This is a genomic window from Ensifer sp. CCNWLY38, assembly GCF_037120565.1.
In the GTDB taxonomy this organism is placed as follows: domain Bacteria; phylum Pseudomonadota; class Alphaproteobacteria; order Rhizobiales; family Rhizobiaceae; genus Ensifer; species Ensifer adhaerens_H.
In genome coordinates this window covers 44,637-67,604 of the sequence record NZ_JBBBBO010000009.1, presented here as the reverse complement: position 1 = coordinate 67,604, position 22,968 = coordinate 44,637, and the positions used below count along the sequence as shown (strand labels likewise).

The 22,968-nt window shown below is 61.7% G+C and carries 18 protein-coding genes; 3 read left to right on the top strand and 15 right to left on the bottom strand.

Going from position 1 to position 22,968, the window contains the following annotated elements:
* Positions 1–179: 179 nt before the first annotated feature.
* The gene (locus V7S54_RS19795; RefSeq protein WP_065375535.1) at positions 180–854 is read left to right on the top strand and encodes a hypothetical protein; all 675 of its coding nucleotides are present in this window, start codon (positions 180–182) and stop codon (positions 852–854) included.
* 123 nt (positions 855–977) lie between these two features.
* Here the strand turns inward: V7S54_RS19795 and V7S54_RS19790 are convergent, their stop codons facing one another.
* The 9 genes from V7S54_RS19790 to V7S54_RS19750 form a co-directional block, all read right to left on the bottom strand.
* A complete protein-coding gene (locus tag V7S54_RS19790) occupies positions 978–2,114 on the bottom strand; it encodes a glycosyltransferase family protein (RefSeq protein WP_141679471.1) in 1,137 nt (378 codons plus the stop codon).
* Positions 2,114–3,358: a glycosyltransferase gene (locus V7S54_RS19785; RefSeq protein WP_336409274.1), complete on the bottom strand. Its 1,245-nt coding sequence runs from the start codon at positions 3,356–3,358 to the stop codon at positions 2,114–2,116. Before V7S54_RS19785 ends, V7S54_RS19790 begins: the two co-directional genes overlap by 1 nt.
* Before the next feature lie 4 nt (positions 3,359–3,362).
* Positions 3,363–4,580 (bottom strand): glycosyltransferase family protein, encoded by a 1,218-nt coding sequence (locus V7S54_RS19780; RefSeq protein ID WP_065375532.1) that lies wholly within the window; start codon positions 4,578–4,580, stop codon positions 3,363–3,365.
* A 69-nt stretch (positions 4,581–4,649) separates the two neighbouring features.
* Positions 4,650–5,825: an ABC transporter permease gene (locus V7S54_RS19775; protein ID WP_336409273.1), complete on the bottom strand. Its 1,176-nt coding sequence runs from the start codon at positions 5,823–5,825 to the stop codon at positions 4,650–4,652.
* The gene (locus V7S54_RS19770) at positions 5,822–6,820 is read right to left on the bottom strand and encodes an ABC transporter permease (RefSeq protein ID WP_058323943.1); all 999 of its coding nucleotides are present in this window, start codon (positions 6,818–6,820) and stop codon (positions 5,822–5,824) included. The genes V7S54_RS19775 and V7S54_RS19770 overlap by 4 nt, the downstream gene beginning before the upstream one ends.
* A 1-nt stretch (position 6,821) precedes the next feature.
* Positions 6,822–8,723: an ABC transporter substrate-binding protein gene (locus V7S54_RS19765; RefSeq protein WP_336409272.1), complete on the bottom strand. Its 1,902-nt coding sequence runs from the start codon at positions 8,721–8,723 to the stop codon at positions 6,822–6,824.
* Positions 8,720–10,612: an ABC transporter ATP-binding protein gene (locus V7S54_RS19760; RefSeq protein ID WP_336409271.1), complete on the bottom strand. Its 1,893-nt coding sequence runs from the start codon at positions 10,610–10,612 to the stop codon at positions 8,720–8,722. The genes V7S54_RS19765 and V7S54_RS19760 overlap by 4 nt, the downstream gene beginning before the upstream one ends.
* A 122-nt stretch (positions 10,613–10,734) precedes the next feature.
* Positions 10,735–11,685, bottom strand: coding sequence for a polysaccharide lyase (locus V7S54_RS19755; protein WP_336409270.1), 951 nt, complete (start codon positions 11,683–11,685; stop codon positions 10,735–10,737).
* 8 nt (positions 11,686–11,693) lie between these two features.
* Positions 11,694–13,043: an adenylate/guanylate cyclase domain-containing protein gene (locus V7S54_RS19750; protein ID WP_336409269.1), complete on the bottom strand. Its 1,350-nt coding sequence runs from the start codon at positions 13,041–13,043 to the stop codon at positions 11,694–11,696.
* Positions 13,044–13,417: 374 nt separating this feature from the next.
* On the opposite strand from V7S54_RS19750, the gene V7S54_RS19745 reads away from it, so the two are divergent.
* Entirely contained in the window at positions 13,418–14,755 is a 1,338-nt protein-coding gene (locus tag V7S54_RS19745) for a nucleotide sugar dehydrogenase (RefSeq protein ID WP_336409268.1), read from the top strand.
* Between the two features lie 41 nt (positions 14,756–14,796).
* Here V7S54_RS19745 and V7S54_RS19740 read toward each other — a convergent pair whose 3' ends face one another.
* Complete coding sequence (locus V7S54_RS19740) at positions 14,797–15,966, bottom strand: DUF3095 domain-containing protein (protein WP_065375525.1); 1,170 nt, start codon at positions 15,964–15,966, stop codon at positions 14,797–14,799.
* A 278-nt stretch (positions 15,967–16,244) separates the two neighbouring features.
* Here V7S54_RS19740 and V7S54_RS19735 point away from each other — a divergent pair, with 278 nt between their 5' ends.
* On the top strand, positions 16,245–17,075 hold the full coding sequence (locus tag V7S54_RS19735) for an MBL fold metallo-hydrolase (protein WP_065375524.1): 831 nt from the start codon (positions 16,245–16,247) through the stop codon (positions 17,073–17,075).
* On the opposite strand, the gene V7S54_RS19730 is transcribed toward V7S54_RS19735, so the two are convergent.
* From V7S54_RS19730 to V7S54_RS19710, 5 genes are all read right to left on the bottom strand, one after another.
* The gene (locus V7S54_RS19730; RefSeq protein WP_336409267.1) at positions 17,062–17,832 is read right to left on the bottom strand and encodes a polysaccharide deacetylase family protein; all 771 of its coding nucleotides are present in this window, start codon (positions 17,830–17,832) and stop codon (positions 17,062–17,064) included. The genes V7S54_RS19735 and V7S54_RS19730 overlap by 14 nt on opposite strands.
* Positions 17,829–18,926, bottom strand: coding sequence for a glycosyltransferase family 4 protein (locus V7S54_RS19725; RefSeq protein ID WP_336409266.1), 1,098 nt, complete (start codon positions 18,924–18,926; stop codon positions 17,829–17,831). Before V7S54_RS19725 ends, V7S54_RS19730 begins: the two co-directional genes overlap by 4 nt.
* A gap of 69 nt (positions 18,927–18,995) precedes the next feature.
* Complete coding sequence (locus V7S54_RS19720) at positions 18,996–19,271, bottom strand: hypothetical protein (RefSeq protein WP_442892579.1); 276 nt, start codon at positions 19,269–19,271, stop codon at positions 18,996–18,998.
* Between the two features lie 51 nt (positions 19,272–19,322).
* Positions 19,323–20,777, bottom strand: a complete 1,455-nt coding sequence (locus tag V7S54_RS19715; protein ID WP_336409264.1) for a lytic transglycosylase F — start codon at positions 20,775–20,777, stop codon at positions 19,323–19,325.
* Positions 20,778–20,818: 41 nt separating this feature from the next.
* The gene (locus V7S54_RS19710) at positions 20,819–22,936 is read right to left on the bottom strand and encodes a mechanosensitive ion channel family protein (RefSeq protein WP_336409263.1); all 2,118 of its coding nucleotides are present in this window, start codon (positions 22,934–22,936) and stop codon (positions 20,819–20,821) included.
* Between the last annotated feature and the right edge of the window lie 32 nt (positions 22,937–22,968).

Genomic DNA, 22,968 nt, shown 5'->3' with positions numbered 1-22,968 from the left:
TGGATGCCTGCATATTCCGTCCGGCGCCGAATCCGGTTCTGTCGATTATGCAGGTGCGAGGGAAATCTGCAATGGACGCGGTTCCGACTCCACTGCCGCGAAGGCAACCACAGAGAACGTCACTCTCCGAAGCACACGCCGTTATTGCACTCGCCCGGCGTCCAGCTTACAACGAGAGCATGAAACACACCAGCCACCCGCTTTCCCAAACCAGCGATTGGTACGAGCATGCCTTTGATTTGGCACGCGGTATCGCCGCCTATACGCAGAGCCCCCTCATCGAAGGCGTCGCGAAGGTAATCGCCAAACATCCCGAAGCCCACATCGCCAACGCCTTCAATCACAAGCAGGTTGCCTGCAAGGTCTGGGCACGCGACACGCTTTTGAGTGTTGCTGGTTCATCCTACGCCAGGATTGCGATTCTGGGCGGTTGGTATGGCATCCTGGGCGCGATGCTGCTGGAGGATGCGCGCTTCAACGTGGCTGCGGTCGACAGCTTCGACATCGACCCGGATGTGGAAACGGTTGCGCGAACCCTGAATGCCGCCTTCCCGGAGAAATTCCGTGCGGTGACGGCCGACATGTATGCGATTGACTATACGACGCTTGGGGCCGACCTGGTCATCAACACGAGCTGCGAACACATCGCCGATCTGAGATCGTGGCTCGATCGCATTCCCGCCGGCACGCGCGTCCTGCTGCAATCCAACGACTACTTCAGCGAGCCCACCCATATCAATTGCGTGGCTTCCGTCGAGGACTTCAGGAAACAGGCGGCGCTGACGACAGTCGAATTTGCCGGCGCCCTGCCGACGAAAAAATATACCCGCTTCATGCTGATCGGTACGGTTTGAGAGCGGCTGGCGCGCCGCAGCGAAGGGAGCTATCTGCCTGTCGAATAGTGCCATTCCAGGAAAAGTGTGAAACGGTTTTCCGTCCGGAATTGCGCAATTTCAAACAGTTGGAGCAATTCGCTGTCAAAGAGCCGTGCGGCTCTCCAGGATTTCGGCGGTCTTCATCGCGCCGTCCAGATCCAGCGGCGGAATGTTCGGCTTCGGTCGCGCCAGCATCGCTTCGACATCGCGCGCCAACCTCTCGGGCGTCACCTCGACCTCCGGCAGAACGCCGGCAAGGCCGAGCTTTTCGAGCCGTTCCGCCCGGGTCGACTGCTCGGTCTCGCCGCCCGCGACGAAGGGGATGAGCAGGGATCCGCAACCGGCGCGGATGATGTCGCAGACCGTGTTGTAGCCGGCCTGAGAAACCGAAAGCCGCACGCCCGAAAGCAGGCTCGCGAAGTCCTTTCGGAAGCGGAAGAGCTGCACGTTGCCGGGCGCGGCGGCTTGGAAGGCGTCATAGTCCTGCTGCGGCAGGTTCGGCCCCGTGACCAGACACCATCGCAGCTCGCGCGGCAGCAAGCTCGCCGCCTGCAACGCCGCGCCGATCAGTTCCTTGCCCACCGCACCGCCACCGGCCGAAACGAGCACGTCGAACGTTTCCGCCGGAACGTCCGGCACGGGCCCCGCCACGAGGCCCGTATAGGCGACCTTGTCCTCGATCTCAGCCGCATAGGGATAGGTCTCTTCGAGCCGCGCGAAGGCAGGGTCCCCGTGCACGAGCACGAGATCGAAATATGCCCTGACGACGTCGAGGGTCTCCTCGGCGCGGCCAGGTTTCGTCCGCTCCTGCAGGATGTCCCTAAGCGAAGCGGCAACGAGGGGTCTTGGGGTCTGTTTTTCGATCACCTCAAGCAAGGGCATCAGCTCGAAACGCATCTGGCGGCGGCCGAAAGGGAACGCTTCGAAAATGACGATATCGGGATCGCAGGCAAGGTACGCCTCGATCAACAGCTCCCGGCGCCGATCCTTGAAAGCGTCGCTCACCGGATTTCCCTCGCTGTCGGCAAGGCCGGAAAAACCCTTGTCGCCGGCGAGCACCGGCGGAAGGGCTACATGCTTTACGTCATTCCCCGGGAAACCCGGCACCGGGCTGCCGCCGGTCACGACGGTCACCTCGAAACCCCTGGCGGCAAGTGCGCTCGCGATCCGGCTCGCCCGCGCCAGATGGCCGATGCCGAGGAGATGCTGCACGTAGAAAAAGACACGGCGCGCACGCATCACGCGGCTCTCCATTCGCTGGCAAACAGGGCGGCAAGCTGATCGATACTGGTGTGGTGGTCGAATTGCGCGCGGACCTTCCGCTCCGCCGCACCGCCCAGGCCGTGACGGAGCGTGGGATCTCGGATGAGTTGCTCCAGGGCCCGTGCAAGCGCCTGCGGATCTTCCGACGGGACGACCCTGCCGTTCTCGCCATCGACGAGAAGTTCCGGAACGCCGGAAATCGCCGTCGAGACACACGGCAGTCGTTGGCTCGACGCTTCGACAAGCACATTGGGCAACCCGTCGCGATCGCCGTCGGCGGTGATCCGGCAGGCAAGCGCGAAGATATCGCTCGTCCGGTAATGCGCCAGCACGTCGGTCTGGTCGAGCGCGCCCTTCCAGGCAACCCTGCCGGAAACGCCAAGCTCGGTCGCAAGCGTCTTCAGTTTGCTGGTCAGTTCACCGGCACCGATGTGCTCGAACCGCCAATGAAGGTCCGCCGGCAACAGCGAGAGTGCCTTCAGCAAGACGTCGTAGCCCTTCTTGTCGACGGCGCGGCCCACGCTGACGATGCGGACCGGATCCGAAGGGTCAGAACCATTGCGGTCAGAATGCGTGCCGTCGAAACGTGGGAAACGATCAAGATCAAGGCCGTGGTAGCTCAGATGCACCCGCGCCTTTTCGCTCGTCAGGCTCTTCAGATGTTCGTAGCCCATGCGCGTGCAGGTGACCGTCCAACGCGCCCGGCCAAGCTTTTCGGAAAGCTCCCAGTCCGGCGACGTCCAGATGTCCTTGGCATGCGCCGAGCAGGTCCAGGGCGTACCGGCGATCACGCTGGCATAGGCCGTCACCGAGGCAGGCGTATGGATGAAATGCGCGTGCAGCCAGCGCGGATTGCCCGGCCATTCCGAAGCGAGCACCACCGCCTGCCCGAACCGGCGAAAGCGGTTGCGGCTGAAATCGCGGCGCAGGTCTTTCAGAAAGAGCCCAAATGCCGGCCAGAAACCCGGCTTCGGCAGGGAACGCACGAGACCGCGCAGCACCCGCAGCGGCTCTTCATGCAGATATTCGGGCAGATAGTGAACATCGGCACGAATCTCGTCGTGAACCGGATGGCGCTTGCCGTCGGTCGGACGGCGAAGCGCGATCAGTACAAGGTCTAGTCCGGCCCGCTCAAGGCCAAGCAGTTCCTGCGCGATGAAGGTTTCCGAAAGACGCGGATAGCCCTTCAGCACGACTGCAATCTTGCGATCTGTCGGCAATGCTTCAGCTCGATTTCTTCACGATATTCAAGTGGTCGCTCGACGGCCGGTCGAGCCACCGACCAACGATCTCGGAGATATGCACGAGCCCTTCCAGCCGCAAGCCGTTGGCGGTGCTTTTCGAAGGCGGTGCCCGGGACGGCAGCGCCTTCAGCGCGGCCGCCAACCGTAGCGGATCTTCCGCTTCGTCCGGCAACAGCATTTCCACGAGCCCAAGCTCGGCCGCGCGGCGGGCGCGGATCAACTGCTCCTCGCGCGGCTGGATGCGCGGCACGATCAGCGCCGGTTTGTCGAAGGAGAGGATTTCGCAATAGGTGTTGTAGCCGCCCATGGCGACGACGCCCTTGGCGCCGGCGATGAGCTCTTCCATGCGATTATCGAACTCGATGATCTTGATATAGGGGATCTTGCTGCCCTTGCGGATCAGCTTTTCCCGCTTCTTGACCGGCATATAGGGCCCGAGCACGATCAACGCCTTGTGCGTAAGCTCCGGGTCCTGCTGGTAAGCGTGGATGACATCGTGGATCAGGTCCGCACCGTCGCCGCCGCCCCCCGTGGTGACCAGGATATAATCGCCTTGCGGCTTGTGGCCCGGCAGTTCCTCCCGCGGGACGCTACGCTGCAGGAAGCCGACGAAATTCATCCGATCGCGGACAGCCGGCGGCACGTCGAGCTCGGTCAGCGGATCGTAAAAATCCGGCGGGCCATAAACCCAGATCGTATCGTAATACTGCTCGATCTTGCGCATGGTGTCGCGCCGCTTCCACTCCGCTTCCAGCAGATGTGGCGCATCCATGACCTCACGCAAGCCCAAGACCAGCGTCGTGCCGTGCGCTTTCAGGTAGGTCAGCGTCTCCTCGACCTCGCCGCGCAGGCCCATCGGCTCCTTGTCTACGATGAAGATGTCCGGCTTGAAGGTTTCGGCTGTGTGGCGAATGATTGCCTGACGCATCTTCAGCGTCTCGTCGAGCTCGATATGACGGTCGAGCGAGGTGTAGTCGCCATTGTGCAGCTTGATGACGCTCGGAATCTTCACGAAATCGACGCGCGCACGGTAGTCGAAAGCACCGGCGATCGTTGCCCCGGAGATGATCAGGATGTTCAGACCGCGGTAGTCTTCCACCAGGGAATGCGCGATCGTGCGGCACCGCCGGAGGTGCCCGAGCCCGAACGTATCATGGCTATACATGAGGATCCGGGCATCTTCAAAACGCCGCATCATGCAAGAAACCTTTCGCTCAGGATCAATGAACTGTTTGGCGCCGACCGGTTGCCAGCGTCAAATCGGGCTTCATTTGTAGGGATCGGCGGCGTCACGCAACCCATCTCCCAAGAAGTTGAACGCCAAAATCACAAGAATGACCGGAATTGTGGGAAATAGGAGCCAGGGGTAGAAAGCAATAACGCTGACGCTTTTGGCCTCCGTCAAAAGAATGCCCCAACTGGTGATGGGGGGTCTAAGACCGAGACCGAGGAAGCTCAGGGCCGTCTCGCCGAGAATCATGCCGGGGATCGAGATCGTCGCAGTTGCGATCAGATGCGACATGAAGCCAGGCACGAGATGCCGGCCGATGATGCGGCTGCTCTTGGCGCCCATCAACTGGGCCGCAAGCACATAATCCTCCTCGCGAAGCGCCAGCAGTTTCGAGCGCACCGCGCGCGCAAGCCCCGTCCAGTCCAGGAGGCCAAGGATGATCGTGATCGCCAGATAGATCAGGATCGGACTCCAGGTCGCCGGCATGATCGCTGCGAGCGACAGCCAGAGCGGGATGCTCGGGATAGACTGCAGGACTTCAATGACGCGCTGGACGATGAGATCGAAGAGACCGCCGTGATAACCCGCAAGGCCACCGATGACGATGCCGAGCACGAAGCTGACGGTGATGCCGAGCAGGCCGATCGTCAACGAAATTCGGGCACCGTAAATGATGCGCGACAGCACATCGCGACCGAGACGGTCCGTCCCCAGGAAGAACGCCTGACCGTCCTTCGCCGGGCAAACGAGATGCACGTTGCTGTCGAACAGGCCCCAGAAACGATAGCTGTCGCCCCGGCAGAAGAAGCGCAGTCGCTGCACGTCCGTGACGTCGTCGGCATAGTTGCGCTTCAGCGTTTCCATATCCAGCGTCATGGTCCGTCCATAGACGAAGGGACCGACGAACTGGCCCTCATGGAACAGGTGCACCGCCTGCGGTGGTGCGTAGATATAGTCCATGTTGCGGGTATGCAGGTTGTAAGGCGCCAGAAACTCAGAGACGACGATCGTGAGGTAGAGCACCGCGAGGAAGACGCCGGAGACGAGCGCGAGCCTGTGGCGGCGGAATTTCCACCACATCAGGCGAAGCTGGGAAGCCTGGTTGACGCGCACCTGCTCGTCGGTCATCGCCTCGACGGAATAGGGATCGAAAGGAGCCGTCGATACGTAATGCGGCAAGGGCTCGCCGGGCGCCGGAAGAAATGACGTCACTTGGTGCTCCTGCCTTGCAGCCGAATTCGAGGATCGAGAATGGCGAGCGCGATATCGGAAATAAGCACGCCGATCACGGTCAGAAACGCGAGGAACATCAGGAACGAACCGGCGAGATACATGTCCTGGCTCTGCAGGGCCTTGATCAGCATCGGCCCGGTGGTTTCCAGCGACAACACGATCGCGGTGATTTCAGCGCCGGAAATGATCGCCGGCAGGATCGAACCGATATCCGATATGAAGAAGTTCAACGCCATGCGCAGAGGGTATTTGACCAGCGTGCGCATCGGCGAAAGGCCCTTGGCGCGGGCGGTTACGACATACTGCTTCTGCAGCTCGTCGAGCAGATTTGCGCGCAGACGCCGGATCATGCCGGCCGTGCCCGCCGCGCCGACGATGACGACGGGGATCCAGATATGTTCGAGGATAGACTTCGCCTTGGCCCAGCTCATCGGCTCGGCCAGATACTTCTGGTCCATCAGGTGGCCGATCGAAATCCCGAACCAGATATTGGCGAAATACATCAGGATCAGCGCCAGCATGAAATTGGGGATGGCAATGCCGATCAAGCCCACCAGCGACAGGCCGTAGTCGCCCCAGCTATACTGGTGGGTCGCGGAATAGATGCCGATCGGAAAGGCGATCAGCCAGGTGAAGATGATGGTGACGAAGGAGACGAGGATCGTCAGCCACAGACGGTCGCCGACGACGGCGCTGACCGGCAGCTCGTATTCGAAGGAATAGCCGAAATCGCCCTGCAGCATGCCGCCGAGCCAGTAGACGTAGCGCAGGACCGGTGGCTGGTCGAAGCCGTACTCCTTCCTCAGCGCCTCGATCTGCTCCATGTCGACGCCTTCGCCCTGCGCCTTGATCTCGGAGACATAGCTCTCGAAGTAGTCGCCGGGCGGCAGTTCGATGATGGTGAAGACAAGAGCCGAAATGATGAGGAGGGTTGGAACCATCGCTGCGATACGCCAGAGAATATATCGCAGCATGTCAGGCTTCCTGCTCGATCCAGAAGGTATCGGTCTTGTAGACACCAAAATAGGAGGTGGGATCGAAGCCGTAGAGCCCCGTTTCCGGCACATTCCGGAGCTTCTTCGCCACGAGGATCGGCTGCAGCGAGGCGTTTACGATACCGATCGAGAAGACCTGGTCTGTGTAGATCGACAGCATGCGGGTCCAAATCTCCGTGCGCTCGGCGTCGTCAGCCGAATGCCGCCAGCGTTGCAGCAGCTCCGTCAGTTCGACAGCGGCAGGCAGATCCGGCGGCTGGCCCATTTCGCCATGGGACAGGTAGTTGAGCCCCCAGACCGGCCATTGCAGCTGGTCGTCGGCCGTCGGCGCCAGTTGCCCCGGGTTCATGCCCGGGGTCGGAACGCCGTTGTCGAGCCCGAACCACATCGACATGACGATCTCGCCGCCGACAGCACGGCTGCGGAACGTGTCGCGCTGCGAGGTGCGGATGAAAAGCGATATCCCGACCTTCTGCCAGTAATCGGTGACGAGCTGCAGCACGTCCGTCTCGAGCGTGCTTTCGCCGGCCGTTTCCACGACGATTTGCGCGGCCCTGCCATCGGGCAGGACACGGATGCCGTCGCTATCGCGTTGCGTCAGGCCCGCTTCGTCGAGCAGTGCATTGGCTTGAGCTGGATCGTGGGCCACCCACGCGTTGGCGAATTCCGGACGGAACAGCGGGCTGTCCGGCAGAACCGTGTCCGCGCTCTCCTTGGTCAAGCCGTAGAAAACTGCCTTGTTGATCTCGGTGCGGTCGATGGCCAGCGAGAGCGCGCGGCGAACGCGCACATCCTGCAGCAACGACCGCCAGACCGTGTCGGAGCAGTTGAGGTTCGGCAACAGCGCCAGGCGCGAGCCTTGCGTCTTCTTCCACAGCAGCACCTTGACCGGATACCGCTTCTCGGAATCCTTGAGGAACGTATAGTCGACGAAGTCGATGCCCGTCGCCTGAAGGTCGCTTTCACCCGTGCCTGTCTTCGCCGGGATCAGCGCCGACGAGCTGACGTTGAGCACGAACTTGTCGATATAGGGAAGCTGCAACCCGTTCTCGTCGACGCGGTGGAAGTAGGGGTTGCGCTCAAAGATGAACTGTTCGGCAGGAAGCGGCGTCGTGTTGCGCCATGGATCGAGCGTCGGAAGCTCAGGATTCTCAGGGCGATAGGAGCGAGCCATGCGCATGTGGAGCTGGCTCCATTTCTTGACGCGCTGCTCCTTCATCAAAACCTTGAGCTTGTCTTCTTCCTGATATTTCTCGTGGAACTGCTTGAGATAGGCTGAAGGCACTGCCACCACCAGCGGCTGCGGTGCGGCGAGCTTCTGCAGGAAGTCCGGGTTCGGCGTCGACCAAGTATAGCGAACGGTTCGCTCATCGATGACTTCGAATTTTCCGGCTTCGCCGTCCATCACCAGCGCAGTCGGCAAACCGGCGGGGCTCAGCTTCTCGTTGTTGAGCACATCGTCCCAGCAATAGCGGAAGTCCTCCGCCGTCAGCGGCGACCCGTCGGACCACTTGTGCCCTTCTCTCAGGTGGAAGGTGAAGATGCGGTCCTCGACCGTCTCGTAGCTTTCAAGGACATCCGCTTCGAGCTTCAGCGTTTCATCATAGCCGACCAGTCGGGCATAGCCGTAGACGGTCATGAGCCGGATGTCCTTGGCACTGCCGATGATCATCGTCACGTCACCGCCATGCTTGCCGGGCGTGCGCCCGAGCGCCGCGACGTTGATGACACGCGGCGTCTTGGGCAAGCGCTCGTTGACCGGCGGCAGCTTGCCGTCGGCAATCAGCTTTTCCAGAAACGCCGGTTCACTCCCAGCAGCCAGGAGCCGCATGGGAAATGCCACGGTTGCAAGCAATGCCAGTACAGTTCGGCGGGTGATCATGGCCGTAACTCCCTTGCATCCACGGACCGGCGCGCCAGCACGAAGTGGTCGCCACCGAGATCGGCGGGGATGAGCGTGTCGCCAGCGTCGTCGACGCGGAACTGCGGTCCCCAGCGCCGCATATCCGATCCTTCGCTGTCCTTCAGCCTGTCAAAGTCGAGCGGCCGATCGAGATCCGGATAGGGAACGGCCGCGAGCAGCGACTTGGTATAGGGATGAACCGGCTTGCGCATCAGCACCTCGCGCGGGGCGAGCTCGACGATGCGGCCGGCGCACATGACGGCGATGCGATCCGCCATGTAGTCGACGACTGCAAGGTTGTGCGAAATGAACAGGCAGGTCAGCCCCAATTCTTTCTGCAGATCCTTGAGAAGGTTGAGAACTTGCGCCTGAACGGAAACGTCGAGCGCCGAAACCGGTTCGTCGCAGATCAGCAGTTCCGGCACGAGCGCGAGAGCCCGGGCAATGCCGATGCGCTGACGTTGGCCGCCCGAAAAGCTGTGCGGATAACGGTTGATGAAGCGCTGGTCGAGGCCGACAGCCTGCAGCAGCGAACGCACCGTCTCGACACGCGATTTCGCCGTTCCGCGCCCATGGATCTCCAAGGGTTCGCTGAGGATGTTCTTGACCGTCATGCGCGGCGAAAGCGACGAGACCGGGTCCTGGAAGACCATCTGGATTTTCGAGCGCAACGCCTGAAGTTCGTCGCCGTGGGCCTTCAAGACATCGACAGGTCCTTCGCCGTTGTCGAAAGTCACCGATCCGGCATCGGACGTGACCGCGCGCATGAGGATCTTGCTGACGGTCGTCTTGCCGCAACCGCTTTCGCCGACGAGACCAAGACATTCGCCGCGGCGAATGTCGAAGCTGACGTCGTCGACGGCGCGATGCAGTGTACTTTCCCCGCCGCCAAACCAGGAAGACTTCCGCGTGCCATAGGTCTTCGAAACATTGCGGACGGATAGCAGCACATCCGGGCCGGCGGGTTTGTTTGCTGCCGAAGTTCCGAGCAGCGTGCCGGCCTTGACCGGCACTTCGCGCAGCGCCTTCAACCTCTCGCCGGGCTTCATGTCGAAATGCGGGATCGCCGCCATTAGGCCCTTGAGATAGGGATGCTGCGGGTTGCGGAAGATGGCCTCGACAGGGCCAGCCTCGACGATCTGCCCATGATAGATCACCACAACCTCGTCGGCCATGTTGGCGACGACGCCGAGGTCATGGGTGATCAGCAGCATTGCCATATTGAGCTTCACCTGAAGCTCGCGCAGAAGTTTAAGGATCTGGGCCTGTACGGTCACGTCGAGCGCGGTCGTCGGCTCGTCGGCGATCAAGAGGGCCGGCCGGCAGATCAGTGCCATCGCGATCATCGCGCGCTGGCGCATGCCGCCGGAAAGTTCGAACGGATACATCTCGTAGGCGCGCTTCGGATTGGCAAAGCCGACATAGCCGAGCAGTTCCTCGGTCCGTGCCCGGCGTTCAGCCTTTTCCGCATCCGTGTGGATCTTCAGCACCTCGGAAATCTGGTTTCCGATCGTATGGAGCGGCGACAACGACGTCATCGGCTCCTGAAAGATCTTGCTGATACGCGTGCCCCGCAGGCTGCGTATCTCATCACCTTCCCGCTCCAGCGAAAGCAGGTCGATGGGCTTTGCCGCCGTGGTGGGATCGTTGAACAGAATTTTGCCACCAACCCTGGCGACGTTGGGCAGGATGCCCATTACCGCCTGGCTGATTGCCGACTTGCCCGATCCCGACTCACCAACGAGCGCCGTGACCTTGCCAGGCAAAATCCTGAAATTCGTATTGTTCACGGCTTGAACTTCGCCGCCGAGCACCGAGAATGTGATCCGCAGACCTTCAACTCGAAGCAGGTCCGCCCCAGATGTCATAGCAGCACGCTTCCCTCATTGCTTTTTATCCGCCGCCTCTAAAAAAAGACTAGCGCAGCTTCAGAGGGCTGTCCAGCATGGCCAACTGCAACCGGAGCATTGCCCCGTGCATCTTCAGTTGGTTAGGGGGCGGGGCACGTCCCGCCCTTCAGCACGTCGGCGCAGTTCGGCGAGCGGCGGAAGTCGTCATAAAACAGCGTCCAGTCGGTCGTATCGGCAGCCCGATAGGGGCCGAACTTGAAGTACTGGTTCTTGCCGAGCCCCTTGTCGGCGTGGCCGACATGCCCCGCCACCGTGATGATCGGCTTGCCGTTGGCGAAGAGTTCGATGCGTCCCGTGCCACCGGCCCCCGGCAGCGAGTAGATCGCGAAGTCGATCCAGCCGGACTTCGGATCGGGCAGCGGATTGCCATGGTTCGTCACCTTGATGGCATCCGTGCAGGCGTTGAACAGGCTGCCGTCTTCCAGCTTCCAGTTGCTGTCGGCGGCGACCAGCATGCGCATCTGGTTGACGCTAGGCCGCCCCCACACGGGGATCTCGCCAGGCTTGCACTTCGCCGGCGTACCTTCCGGGCCGGATGAGAGCGGCGCGATGTAATTCGTCTCCACCGTGACGAAGAGCTTGCCCGCCTCGAGGCGAAAAGCAAGGAACGGACTGAAATCCCCTTCGGCGCCAGGATCGATCTCACGCTTCCATTGGGCGATCAGATAGCGATGATCCTCCTTCGGGACCGGATCGGCGAACTTGACCGCGAAACCATACCAGACCCCCTGGTCGTAGGGCACGCGCAGCGCCGTCTTCTCCCAAATCTCGGCTCGCTCGCTACAACCGTCGAGGGAATCCGGACAGGTCGGAACGACGCTCAACTTGAGTGCGCCCTTGCCGGTGTGCGTCACCTGGTTTTGAAATTCTACCGTGCCCGCACTCTGCTCGAAGTTCTCGCGATAGTAGAGCCCGCCTTCGGGTGAGAAATTCTGTTCCTCGAATCCGTCTGAAAGTTTGGTTTCCCACGGCTGCGCCATCGCGCCTCCGGCCATGGCGATGCTGGCGGCGACAATCACGGCTCGGAACATACTTCCCCCTATTGAAGCATCTTGTCGATAAGGCCGCGCGGCGGCTGAAGCGGACGAGTATTGCGGTGAAGCAGCATGACATGTTCCGCCTCGGAAAGTCCATCCTGCAACACATCGTCGAAGCGCTCATCTGCTCTGGCAAGCAACGCTGCATCGTTGGGGTAGAGAATCGTGAATTTCTGCCGCACTCCGCGCAGTTTTTCCTGGCCGAGCGCCGTCCAATCTCCGCCGCAGTAATTGACGAAGGCCTCGCTGGCGACGACGCTATGTGCATATTTCTTGGTCAGGTTCTGCAACCGCTGCACTTCGTTGACGGCCGAGCCGAAGGCGGAGAAGGTCAGCCGGTCGCGCAGCCCGACATTGCCGAACATCACGTTGCCGACATGCAGCCCGATGCCGTAGCCGATGGGATCGCGGGATTGCTTGCGCCGTTCGCCGTTCAGCATCTCCATGCGCGCCGTTGCTGCGCGCACGGCGGCAAAGGCCTCGCGGGCGGCAAATTCGGACGGCTCCTTATGGCGCCCACACGGATAGACGGCGATGAACCCGTCGCCGACGAAGCTCAGGATATGGCCGCCATTGCGATTGAAGGGCGCGGCGATCGCGTCGAAATAGGTGTTCAGCGTCTCGATATAGGACTGCCGCCCCTCCTTCTCCGCCAGCATCGTCGAGCGACGCATGTCGGCCATGACCAGGATCGCGCGCACGGTTTCGCCGTCGCCGCGGCGGACCTGGCCGCTCATCACGCGCCGACCGGCGCTGGAGCCGAGATAGGTGGTCAGCATATTGTCGGCGAGCTTTCCGAGCACCGCCATCTTCGCTGCGACCGCCAGGTGGTGCTGAAGTTTGAGCAACGCCCCGATCACATCATCGGTGAAGCCGCCATGGCGGTCCGTCGACCAGGATCCGACCATGCCATGCCCCGAATCGGCGCCGAGCGATTGCATGAAGGCCAGGTAGTCCGTGGCGCCCATCTCCTTGAGATCGTCGAAGATCGGGAACTCGGACGGCGTATCCTGGTAAAGACGCCGCCGGACATGCTCGAGATTGTTGTTGAGCAGATAGTAGTAGGGGCTCTGCAGGAAACGCTCGGGATTGAGCGCCAGTTCTTCGTGCCGAAGGCCGCTTACCTCGACGCCCTTGCCGCGGATCCAGGTAAAACCAAGCGCATCATAAAGCGGATGCAGCATCGAAAAGGAGAGATGGACACGCATCAGCGGCAGGCCGGCGGCAGCGAGCCGTTCGCAAAAGCCTTTGACGATCGTTTCCAGCGGCGCGTCGCTGAGCGACGTCCGCATCAGCCAGTCGGCAACCTTGTCGATGAGGATTTCGGATACGTTGTCGTTCGTCGGGGCCATTTCGCGTCCTCACCATGACAGACCGTCCCGCGTCAGCATCCGGAGACGGCGAACGCCCCGGCAAATTGCCGGTCCATGTTCGCGGTGGATGATGATGAGCCGTGCCCGTTAAGAAAATGCTCCAACCGATTCCGGCGTCGATGACGTGCAGGCACCCGGAATGCGGCACTTATATGTTGCAGATATTGATGCCACCCGGCGATTTCCAGAGGCCGGGCAAAGTTTTTCTCGCATGATGTTTTGATAGCCGGCTCAAAGGCATGTCCTTCGGCGTGACGCAGTGCCTCGCTTGACTTGGAGCTTGTTTCTCTCCAACAAACCACGACATGTTCGCGCGGCGCCACCCGTCTGTCCACGAGATCCGGAAAGCAAACTTGACCTCACCTCATTACGAAAGCCTGCTCTCGTCCATCTCCGCCTCGAGCGCCAGGGTCGGCGTCATCGGTCTCGGCTATGTCGGCCTGCCGCTCGCCATCGCCGCTGCTCGCGCGGGCTTTGCCGTTACCGGCTTCGATATCGACCCCACCAAGATCGTCGCGCTCGACGCGGGCAAGTCCTACATCGCCGCCGTATCGGACGCCGCACTCGCAAAAGAGAGCGGTGCCGGCCGCTTCCGCTCGACGACGGACTTTCAAGAGCTGGCGGACTGCGACGTCATCATCATCTGCGTGCCGACGCCGCTTACCAAACACCGCGACCCGGATCTTTCCTTCGTCGAAAAGACGTCACGCGCGATCGCGGCGACCCTCAGGCCTGCACAACTCATCGTCCTGGAATCGACCACCTATCCCGGGACGACCGACGGCGTCGTGCGCACCATCCTCGAGGAAACCGGGCTCAAGTCGGGCAGTGACTTCTTCGTCGGCTTTTCGCCGGAACGTGAGGATCCCGGCAATCCGACCTACGAAACGGTCAGCATTCCGAAGGTCGTCGCCGGCGATGGACCACAGGCTTCGGCCCTGATGGAACGGTTCTATGCCGCCGTGGTGAAAACCGTCGTGCCGGTCTCCTCCAACGCCACGGCGGAGGCCGTGAAGCTCACCGAGAACATCTTCCGCTCCGTCAATATCGCCCTCGTCAACGAATTGAAGATCGTCTACGAGGCCATGGGCATCGACGTCTGGGAAGTGATCGAAGCGGCGAAGACCAAGCCGTTCGGCTACATGCCGTTCTACCCCGGACCGGGGCTCGGCGGCCACTGCATCCCGATCGACCCCTTCTACCTCACCTGGAAGTCGCGGGAATACGAGCTGCCGACGCGCTTCATCGAGCTTGCCGGCGAGATCAATTCGGCCATGCCGCGACATGTGTTCAGCCGCCTCGCCGAGGCACTCGACCGCAAGTCTGGCAAGGCGCTCAGCCGTTCCAACGTCCTCGTCGTCGGCCTCGCCTACAAGAAGAACGTTCCGGATATTCGCGAGAGCCCGTCGCTGCGCTTGATCGAGTTGATCGAAGAGCGCGGCGGACGCACGTCCTATCACGACCCCTACGTCGCTGAGATCCCACCGACACGCGAACATGGTGCTTTGAAGGGCCGGCGTTCGGTCTCACTCGACGCGCAAACAGTCGCAGCGTTCGATGCCGTGCTGATTGCCACCGATCACGACCAGGTGGATTACGTCGCCCTTGCCGCTTCCGCCTCGCTCATCGTCGATACGCGCAACGTGTTCTACCGCAACGGACTGACCGGCGAGCATATCGTCAAGGCCTAGCTCGCCAAGGGCTGCAAACCGGCGGTATCTCGCATGTCTTGCTAGGCGGTCCTTAGGCGCGCCAGCGCGGCCTTGAGCTTGCTTGCCGCCACCGCGTAGCCGCCCGACGCGCCATCGACGAAATGCATGTGATCCCGTGTCATCGGCGTCGGCACAATGCAGGTCATCAGCGCCGAATCCTGTTGATGCAAGCCATAGTGCCCGACACCCGCCGCCTCTGCTTGTCTCAGCCGAGACTCGATCCGTTCGAGCCGTTCAGTGCTGATGTCGATCGTCATTTTCAGCCCGTCGTCGAACTTGCGGAAGTCCGTGTTGTCGGCGAGGTCGCGGCGGTAGCGATTCGTGTCGAACGAGCCCAGATTCCAGCCCAGCCGGAGGCAAACAAACAGAACCAGCGTCTGCACGGTGATGAAGCAACGGGGAAGAAAGCGTCGTCCTTTCGGCGCCACGGCCCGCGTCTCGGCTTCAATGCCCTTGAAGGAGAAACGTGGCCTCGGCCCAAGTTCGGGAACAGGATGGCCATTGCGTTCTTCCTCATCGGCCAATGCGACGATATCGGCGATCAACGCCTGAAACTCCGGTCCATTGCCCTTCGGCCCGGGCACGGCGATGATCGAGGCGATCGCGCCGTGGCGGGACTCGATCGGGTTCCAGCGACAGGAAAGCCCGGTGAGGTCGGGCCGGCTGCCAGCCGCCGCGGCGCCGACGGGATAGCGTCCCGCCTTCATCGCCGCCTCGGCCCAACTGGCGCCGCCACCTGCAAACATCGCGTAGAAAACCTCTTCGCTCGCCTTGAAGCGTGCGACACGCATGTCGAGGCCGTTGGCGCGGATATCGCTGACCGGTACCAGAGCGGCGCGCAACTCAAGCCCGAGCTCCTCCGCGACCCAGGTCTTCACGGCGGCGAGTGCGTCGCGTGCGCGGTCCGCCATCGGCGCCGGCAGCGCGGCGAGCGCGCCGTCCCCACCGAAAACAAAGGGCATCGACTTTTCCTCGAGCGCGTTCATCAACGCCGAGATGACGCTGGCACCTGCCATGTTCACAGTTTTGTAGCGGCCTTCGGCGATCGCGCCGGTGGAGTTGACGATGTCGGCGACAGCGAGAAGCCAGCCGTCCGGCAGCGGCCGATAATTCGCCTCGTCCGCGACCCCTTCGAACGCATCGAAGAGAGGTACGCTGTCGTAGAACCGCGCGTCTGTTGCCTCAACCATGCGTGACCTGTTCCCTACGTTACTGCGTTCGATAAATAATCCACGTAACAGCGCAAGGAAAAGTTTCATGTGCTGCTGCTAAGGCCTCGCCATCGATCCGGCGCCCCCCCGCTGAAATGCGGTTCCGTCGGACGAATTCCAACCGGGCGCTCTTGGCGACGCTAAGGTTACTTTCCAAATAATAACCCATGGCATTGCAGGGGTGTGGCCATTGTGCTTGTTTAACAGTCACACAAGGATCAAAATGGTCCGAGCGTGCGTAGTGAAGCCGAAACTGAATGCGTGACGACAACTTTCGAGTGCGGTTCTGGGGCGTAAGAGGAAGTTTGCCGGTATCCGGCCAACAATACCTCGCCTATGGGGGAAATACATCCTGCATCGAGATTCGATGCGGCAAGGATGTATTGCTCTTCGATGCGGGGTCTGGGCTGCGCGAGGCCGGTTACTCGCTGATCGCCGAAGGCATCGACCAATTCGACCTTTTCTTCACCCACAGCCACTATGACCACATCATCGGCCTTCCCTATTTCAAGCCGATCTACAAGTGTCAGAACTCGGTACGCTTCTGGTCGGGTCATCTGCACGGCACGATGACCACGAAGGAAATGATCCGCGACTTCATGCGCCCACCGTGGTTCCCGGTGGATCCGGATATCTGTCAGGCAAGCCTCGACGGCCTGGATTTCAAACCCGGTGACGTGCTGACGCCGCGTGAGGGGGTAACGATCCGCACGACGAGCCTCAGGCATCCGGGCGGTTGCGTCGGCTATCGCGTCGAATGGAACGGCCGCGCCGTCGCTCTGGTCTACGACACCGAACATGAGCCGGGCATCCTCGATCCCGGCGTTCTCGAACTGATCGCCGGCTGTGATCTGATGGTCTACGACTGCACCTATCTCGAAAGCGAGATGGATCATTTTCAGGGCTTTGGGCACTCGACCGGCATGCATGGCGCCCGGCTGGCGATGGCGGCCGGTGTCAAGCATCTGGCCATGTTCCATCACGATCCGTCCCGCACCGACGAGGCGCTGGCCGCAATGGAACGCGACGTTCAGGCGACGTTCGCCGGCGCCTTTGCCGCCCGCGACGGACAGATCATCGAGCTGTAATCTCGCGGCCGGCAAGCCAACGGCAGGCCGGATGTCTGCTGGTCGCCGCAAAGAGCTTTTCGAGGAACGCCCAGACGCCCTCGTCGTGAACGAGGTGATGCGTCAGCACGCCGATCGTGCGGCCCTTCTGCTCCGCTCTCTCCTCGACGTCGCCGGTCACCTGCCGAAGCCTCGCAATGATGTCGGAGACGATCAGTGCATGGTCGCGGCAACCGCGCGTCCCGCGCCAATCCATGACATCGACATGCGTGTTGACGAGCTTGAACGGCGATGGTTTCTCCGGCCCGAAGACCGAAAGCACCGTGAACCCGATGTCGGGCAAGCCGTCGAGAAGCGTGTTGTCGATCCGGTTCCATGGGGGAACGAGCATCGGCACGAAGCTGCCCGGAAAGAGCGTCCGCAGGCGGTCATAGCCGAGCTCGAGTTCGTGGAGCACCGTGGCGCGCGGCCGGTGCGCGCCAAGCTCCTGCTTCTTTTCCTCAGGCGGCGCATGATTGCGATGCGCCCACCCGTGCACGGCAATGCCGACATCTGCGAGCCCGCCAAGGCGGCGCGCGAGCGCTTCGCCGGTCTGGGCTGGCGGAACGGCCAGAACGACCGGAAGAGCGTGTCGGTCGACCAGCGACAGCAACCGATCGAGCGCCCGCGTCGGCTCGGCTGCGTCGTCGTCACGCAGCCAGAAATCCACCGGCCGTCCCGACGCTTCAAGGCGATCGAGCTCCGCAGCAAGGCACTGCCAATGGATTTCCTCGGTCATTTCGGCGTCTCCAGAAACTCATCGAAAATCGAGCGAAGCCGTCGGGCGGCTGCCGGAAACGAGCGCTCATCATGAACGAACCGTCGGGCGGCTGCGCCCAATCGCCTGCGGCCCGCCGGATCCTCGATCAGGTCGCGCATCGCCGCCGCATAGGCGCCGATATCCCCGTCCCGCGTCAGCAGCCCGGTCTCACCGTCTCTCACCACTTCCGGCACGCCGGCCGTTCGTTGCGCAACGACCGGCAGGCCTGCGGCCTGCGCTTCGAGATAGGCAAGCCCGTAGGCCTCGCCGCAGCCGGGCCACACGTAGAGATCAGTGCTGGCAAGAATATCCGGCAGGTCGGCTGCATCCTTTTCGCCAAGCCACGTCAATCGATCGGGAGGCAAAGTCGCAAAGGCCCCCATGACCTCGTCGCGACAAGGTCCGTCGCCGACGATCGTCAAGGTCCAGGCGGCATCGGCAACACGCGTCAGCGCCTGCGCCAGCATGCGGTAGCTGTTCATCTTGTCGCCGCTGCGCATCATCGCGACCACGACCAGCCGGCAGGGGGCATCGGCTGATGGCTTGCTCTCAATGAACGGCGCAGCGTCGATGAACGGCGCAAGCATCGCATGGCGGCATGAGGGAGCGGCTTCAAGAAGGCCGTCGCGGTCGCGGCGCGTCAGACAGATGTTGACGGCCGCCTGCGAAATAGCCGCAAGAACATGGCGCTGGGCAATCGCGCCGACACCCTCATTCCGCCGCATCGAGTACGACGCTTCCGCCGTCACATAGGGAATGGAAAATTCGTCCGAAAGCCTAGGCCCGAGAAGGTCTGGCGCCTTGTAATAGGGATGGTAGCAAAACCAGAGATCGGGAGCGCCCTCGCTCCGCCAGAGTGTGCGAAGGCGCGCAGTTTCGGCGTCCGCCGCACGCTCCAGTTCCCGGAAATCCTGATCCGACGGCTTGGCCATGAAACTGCGCAGGTCCGACGCAATCGCAACCTCGTGCCCACCGATCCGCAGTGCCGCAATCAGCATGCGGGCCATCAGCCGGTCGCCTGACGGCACCGGGTGATCGGGGGATTTCAGCGGTGCATAAAAGGCGATCTTCATCCGCAGCGAGCTATCGTGTCTCCGCGCGAGACTGTCAACCAACGGGTTTCCGTACGCACAACCGGTTCGTCAATCGATCGGCAAATCATAGTAGTCGCGTCGGATAAGTCTAAGCGTGCGATCCGGTTCAATGACGTAAGTCTCCTGAACGAAACTGTTGCCGCTCGTGAAGCGGTGCGGGACGATGCTGCCCACCGGCGCCTTCGTCAGTTTCGTGCGAGGCTGTCCGCCATAGGTGATGCTGCCCGGGATCGGCTCGATATCTGGCGTGGTACAGCCGGCGAGCGTCAGAGCGAAAAGGCAAAGAAGGGCTGCCGACCGTCTCACAGGCGAGTTGCATTTCATCGCGACCATTTCGAGACCTCCACATCTCGCGAGAACACGTGCGCCGCACGCCTATGGCGCGGTGGCCGCCGACTTGTTTTCGACTTTCGCCGCGGCCGCGTCAGCGTCATGGGCGTCCAGCAGGCTATAGGCCACATAGTACTTATAGATGTTGCTGACATATTGAACCGTCTCGCGCCCGACGATCGTGGCGGCGGCATTTTCGACATTGCCGAACCAGAGGTTCGGATCGAGCCCCATATCCTTGGCCTTTGCCCGGAACTTGCGCAGGTTCCCGGGCCCGGCATTGTAGGCCGCGAAGGCAAACAGCAACTGATCTCGCGGGGTCACGGCCGGGTCGTTGATATAGGTATCGACGAGGAAGCGCAGATACTTGGATCCAGCTTCGACATTCAGATTCTCGTCCTTGTCGATGCCGTGGATGTTGACCGCCTTGTCCGCTGCGGTCGACGGCAGGAGCTGCATGATGCCGACAGCACCGCGATGGCTGCGCCTGGACTGATCGAGCTGTGATTCCTGGTATCCTTGCGCCATCAGCATCAGGTGATCGAAGGAATAGGTCTTTCCGTGCTTGCGGAAGATCTCGACCAGCACTTTGAAGCGTTCGACATCCGCCGGATCATAGGCACGCTTCAGCATCTTGTCGCCCTTGTAGTAGGTGTTCTTCAAGATGTTGCCGAAGGTGGTGCCGACCTTGTGGGTCTTGACGAAGTCGTCGAGGACGGCCTTGAGCTTCGGGCTGTCCTTGCGGATCGCCCAGGCGATTTCGCCGTGATCGGACACAGCGATGTCCTCCCGCACCTTGAGATCAGTGAAGACCTTCGACCAGATGTTCGCCTTGTACATATCGACGACCGTCCACGGCAGCAGGCCGGCATTGATCATCTCCAGGACGTCTTCGTCCTCCAGGTTCTCATCCATGTCCTTCAAGGCAATAGGCGGGCGGCCGGACTTTTCGAAACCGGCACTCAGGGCCGCCAGGTGCTCGTAGTAGCTGCTCGAGCGGCGCACATGGATTTCCTGTCCGCTCAGGTCATCAAGACTGGCGATTGCGGGCGCGGATGGGCCGGTGACGAGAACCTCCTTGGCTTCGTCGTAGAGCGGCGCCGTGAAATCCACCTCGGCAAGCCGTGTTTCCGTGATCGTCAGGTTCGCCATGACGATATCGCCGAGACCTTCTTCCAGCGCGGACAGAAGTCTCGCCCGCGGCATCGGTACGAAACCGACGCGGATTTTGTCGATCTGCTTCTTGCGGTCTTTGTTGAGCTCGTTTTCGAGCGCCGTCCCAAATTCAACAGCCGTGCCCAATTGCTGGCCGCGGTCGATAAAATAGATCGTCTTGCTGAACGGTACGATGATGCGGATCACACGTCGCTTTTCCATCCCGTCGAAGTCGTCCTTGTGCGGAACGAGCATCGACCGAACGAATTGCTCGTTCGATTGCGCCAAGGCGCTGCCGCCCGCGAAGAACACGAGGAGCATTGCCACCAAAAGCAGGCGTTTCATGACCGGCCTCCCAAGCCCCCGAGAAACCTCGATGATAAAGGCTATTCCTGCGGCGCACCGCCTTCGGCAAGGGCGGCCGCAGCTTTCTTCTTTTCGATGGCATCACGGGTCGCGGCAGCGGCCGCCGCAGATTGCTGCTGCTCGTCGCCCGCCACCTGCACCGTCGGCGAAGCGAAATTGATGCCGTTTTCCTTGAAGGCTTCCTTGATCATGACCTGGGCCCGACGTCTGACTTGGGTCTGATTTCCCGGCTTCGTCTTCATGGCGAAGCTGAGCGTCATCCCATAATCGCCAAACTGTTCGACGCCTTTCATCTTGACCGTTTCCAGGATCAACGGCCCCAGTTCGGGATCCTCGAGCAGCTTGGCCCCGATACCTTTCACCACCTTCTTTACCTTCGCCACATCGGTATCGAACGAAACGTTGATCATGAATTTGTCGATCACCCAGTCGCGGCTCATGTTCTGGACCGCACCAAGCGAGCCGAACGGCACGGTAAAGACCGGGCCCCGATGGTGCCGGAGCTTGACCGAGCGAATGCTGAAGGATTCGACCGTGCCCTTGTAGCTGCCGCTCTGGATATATTCGCCCACCCGGAATGCGTCATCCGTCATGTAGAAGATGCCGCTGATGACGTCCTTGACCAGCGACTGCGATCCGAAGCCGAGTGCGACACCGAACACGCCGGCGCCGGCGATCAGCGGACCGATTTCGACGCCGAGGCCGGAGAGAACCATCAGTACCGCCACGACGGCGATGAAAATCGCGAGGAAGTTGCGCAGGATCGGCAACAGGGTCAGCATGCGCGTGTTGCGAGCCAACTCCGCCGGATCGTTGGCCGCCGCATGCGCCTGCGTCAGGCGCAGGCTGATGAAACCCTTCACCAGTTGCCAGACGAGATCCGCCGCCAGCAGAATGACGACGCCGGCGAGCGCCCCGCGGAAAATCCGATTGAAAACATCATCATGCATCATCGCCGTCGCGTTGACCTTGAACACGACTCCCAACCAGGCGGCCGCGAGGGCGATGATCAGGAGACGGGCGCCCCGCTCGATCAGGACGTTGCGCATCACCCTGAAATCATCGGCGGCGGCGGCGTCCAGCATCGTCTTCGTGAAGGCGCTGGTGAAGCGCAGCAGTGGCGGCAGGCCAATCACATAGAGACCGATCCAGAACAGGACCTCCATGCCCGCGACCCAGAGCAGCCACAGCACGATGAGGAAAGCGACCAGCAGCACATTGCTAACCACGCGGCGCGAGCCGGAAACCGCGCCAATAGGTCGCCGCAAAGCCGTTGCGATCGCCAGGACCAGGACTCCGAGCCCGAGGATCGCCGTAACCAGTTCGCGCACGTCCGCGGATATGGCAAGCGCCAGCATCGCATCACCGACGCCCCAGACGAGCGCGGCGGCACTGATCAGCCAGAGAGAATGACGATACCAGAAGCCTGCCTCGTCTGCGGTCAGAGACAGATAGCCGCCACGGGCGTCGGCGCTCTCCTCGCGTTCGCGACCACCTTTCAGGACGGCGGATGCGATGATCATCAGCAGGCGAGCTCCGATCCAGGCTCCAAGCAGCGGCGCGATCGTCGCCTCAAGCAGCTTTGGCCATTCTGCGAAGGCAAGCACTGACATGCTGGCGGCAGCAAAGACGACGAGCGGCAGAACGCGTGCCAACATGGTCCGCGCCGGTCCTGCCAACGCGGCCCCTTGCAGGCTACGCCGCAACAGCCAGCGCAGCAGATATTCGGCACCGTAGCCGATCAGGAGAATGAAGAAGAAGCCCTTGAGAACGGGCGCCCTGCCGTGGCTCTCCATCACGCCGGCCAGCCGATCCCGCCCCGCCTGCATTTCCGGTAGAACGCGCGGCACGGCATCGCGAATGCCGGTCAGCCGCCGCCTGATCTCGGCGGTCCAGCGCGCGACGACGCCCGCAGCCGGCGCTTGGGCAGCCGGTGCCGGAGCCGGCTTCGCCGACAGCCATTGCTTCACTTCCGGGTCATCAAGAAGCTGGATCAATTGCTGAACCTTGGCAGGCGGCGCTGCGGGCACCGCCTCCTGCGCAAACCCCTCGGAAACGGGACAGAAAATAATTGAAAGAAACGCGAGAAGGCCGAAGACCGGCCCCAGAAAACGACGCGACGACCCGACACAGCCCATTCTTACCACCCCCAGGGATCATGCCGGCCCCG

What these genes read in the sequence shown, in the direction of transcription:
- V7S54_RS19760 (WP_336409271.1), bottom strand. Translation starts at nt 10,612, where the DNA reads ATGACATCTGGGGCGGACCTGCTTCGAGTTGAAGGTCTGCGGATCACA.
- V7S54_RS19795 (WP_065375535.1), top strand. Translation starts at nt 180, where the DNA reads ATGAAACACACCAGCCACCCGCTTTCCCAAACCAGCGATTGGTACGAG.
- V7S54_RS19765 (WP_336409272.1), bottom strand. Translation starts at nt 8,723, where the DNA reads ATGATCACCCGCCGAACTGTACTGGCATTGCTTGCAACCGTGGCATTT.
- V7S54_RS19725 (WP_336409266.1), bottom strand. Translation starts at nt 18,926, where the DNA reads ATGAAGATCGCCTTTTATGCACCGCTGAAATCCCCCGATCACCCGGTG.
- V7S54_RS19710 (WP_336409263.1), bottom strand. Translation starts at nt 22,936, where the DNA reads ATGGGCTGTGTCGGGTCGTCGCGTCGTTTTCTGGGGCCGGTCTTCGGC.
- V7S54_RS19750 (WP_336409269.1), bottom strand. Translation starts at nt 13,043, where the DNA reads ATGGCCCCGACGAACGACAACGTATCCGAAATCCTCATCGACAAGGTT.
- V7S54_RS19720 (WP_442892579.1), bottom strand. Translation starts at nt 19,271, where the DNA reads ATGAAATGCAACTCGCCTGTGAGACGGTCGGCAGCCCTTCTTTGCCTT.
- V7S54_RS19780 (WP_065375532.1), bottom strand. Translation starts at nt 4,580, where the DNA reads ATGATGCGGCGTTTTGAAGATGCCCGGATCCTCATGTATAGCCATGAT.
- V7S54_RS19730 (WP_336409267.1), bottom strand. Translation starts at nt 17,832, where the DNA reads ATGACCGAGGAAATCCATTGGCAGTGCCTTGCTGCGGAGCTCGATCGC.
- V7S54_RS19770 (WP_058323943.1), bottom strand. Translation starts at nt 6,820, where the DNA reads ATGCTGCGATATATTCTCTGGCGTATCGCAGCGATGGTTCCAACCCTC.
- V7S54_RS19740 (WP_065375525.1), bottom strand. Translation starts at nt 15,966, where the DNA reads ATGGTTGAGGCAACAGACGCGCGGTTCTACGACAGCGTACCTCTCTTC.
- V7S54_RS19715 (WP_336409264.1), bottom strand. Translation starts at nt 20,777, where the DNA reads ATGAAACGCCTGCTTTTGGTGGCAATGCTCCTCGTGTTCTTCGCGGGC.
- V7S54_RS19790 (WP_141679471.1), bottom strand. Translation starts at nt 2,114, where the DNA reads ATGCGTGCGCGCCGTGTCTTTTTCTACGTGCAGCATCTCCTCGGCATC.
- V7S54_RS19755 (WP_336409270.1), bottom strand. Translation starts at nt 11,685, where the DNA reads ATGTTCCGAGCCGTGATTGTCGCCGCCAGCATCGCCATGGCCGGAGGC.
- V7S54_RS19735 (WP_065375524.1), top strand. Translation starts at nt 16,245, where the DNA reads ATGCGTGACGACAACTTTCGAGTGCGGTTCTGGGGCGTAAGAGGAAGT.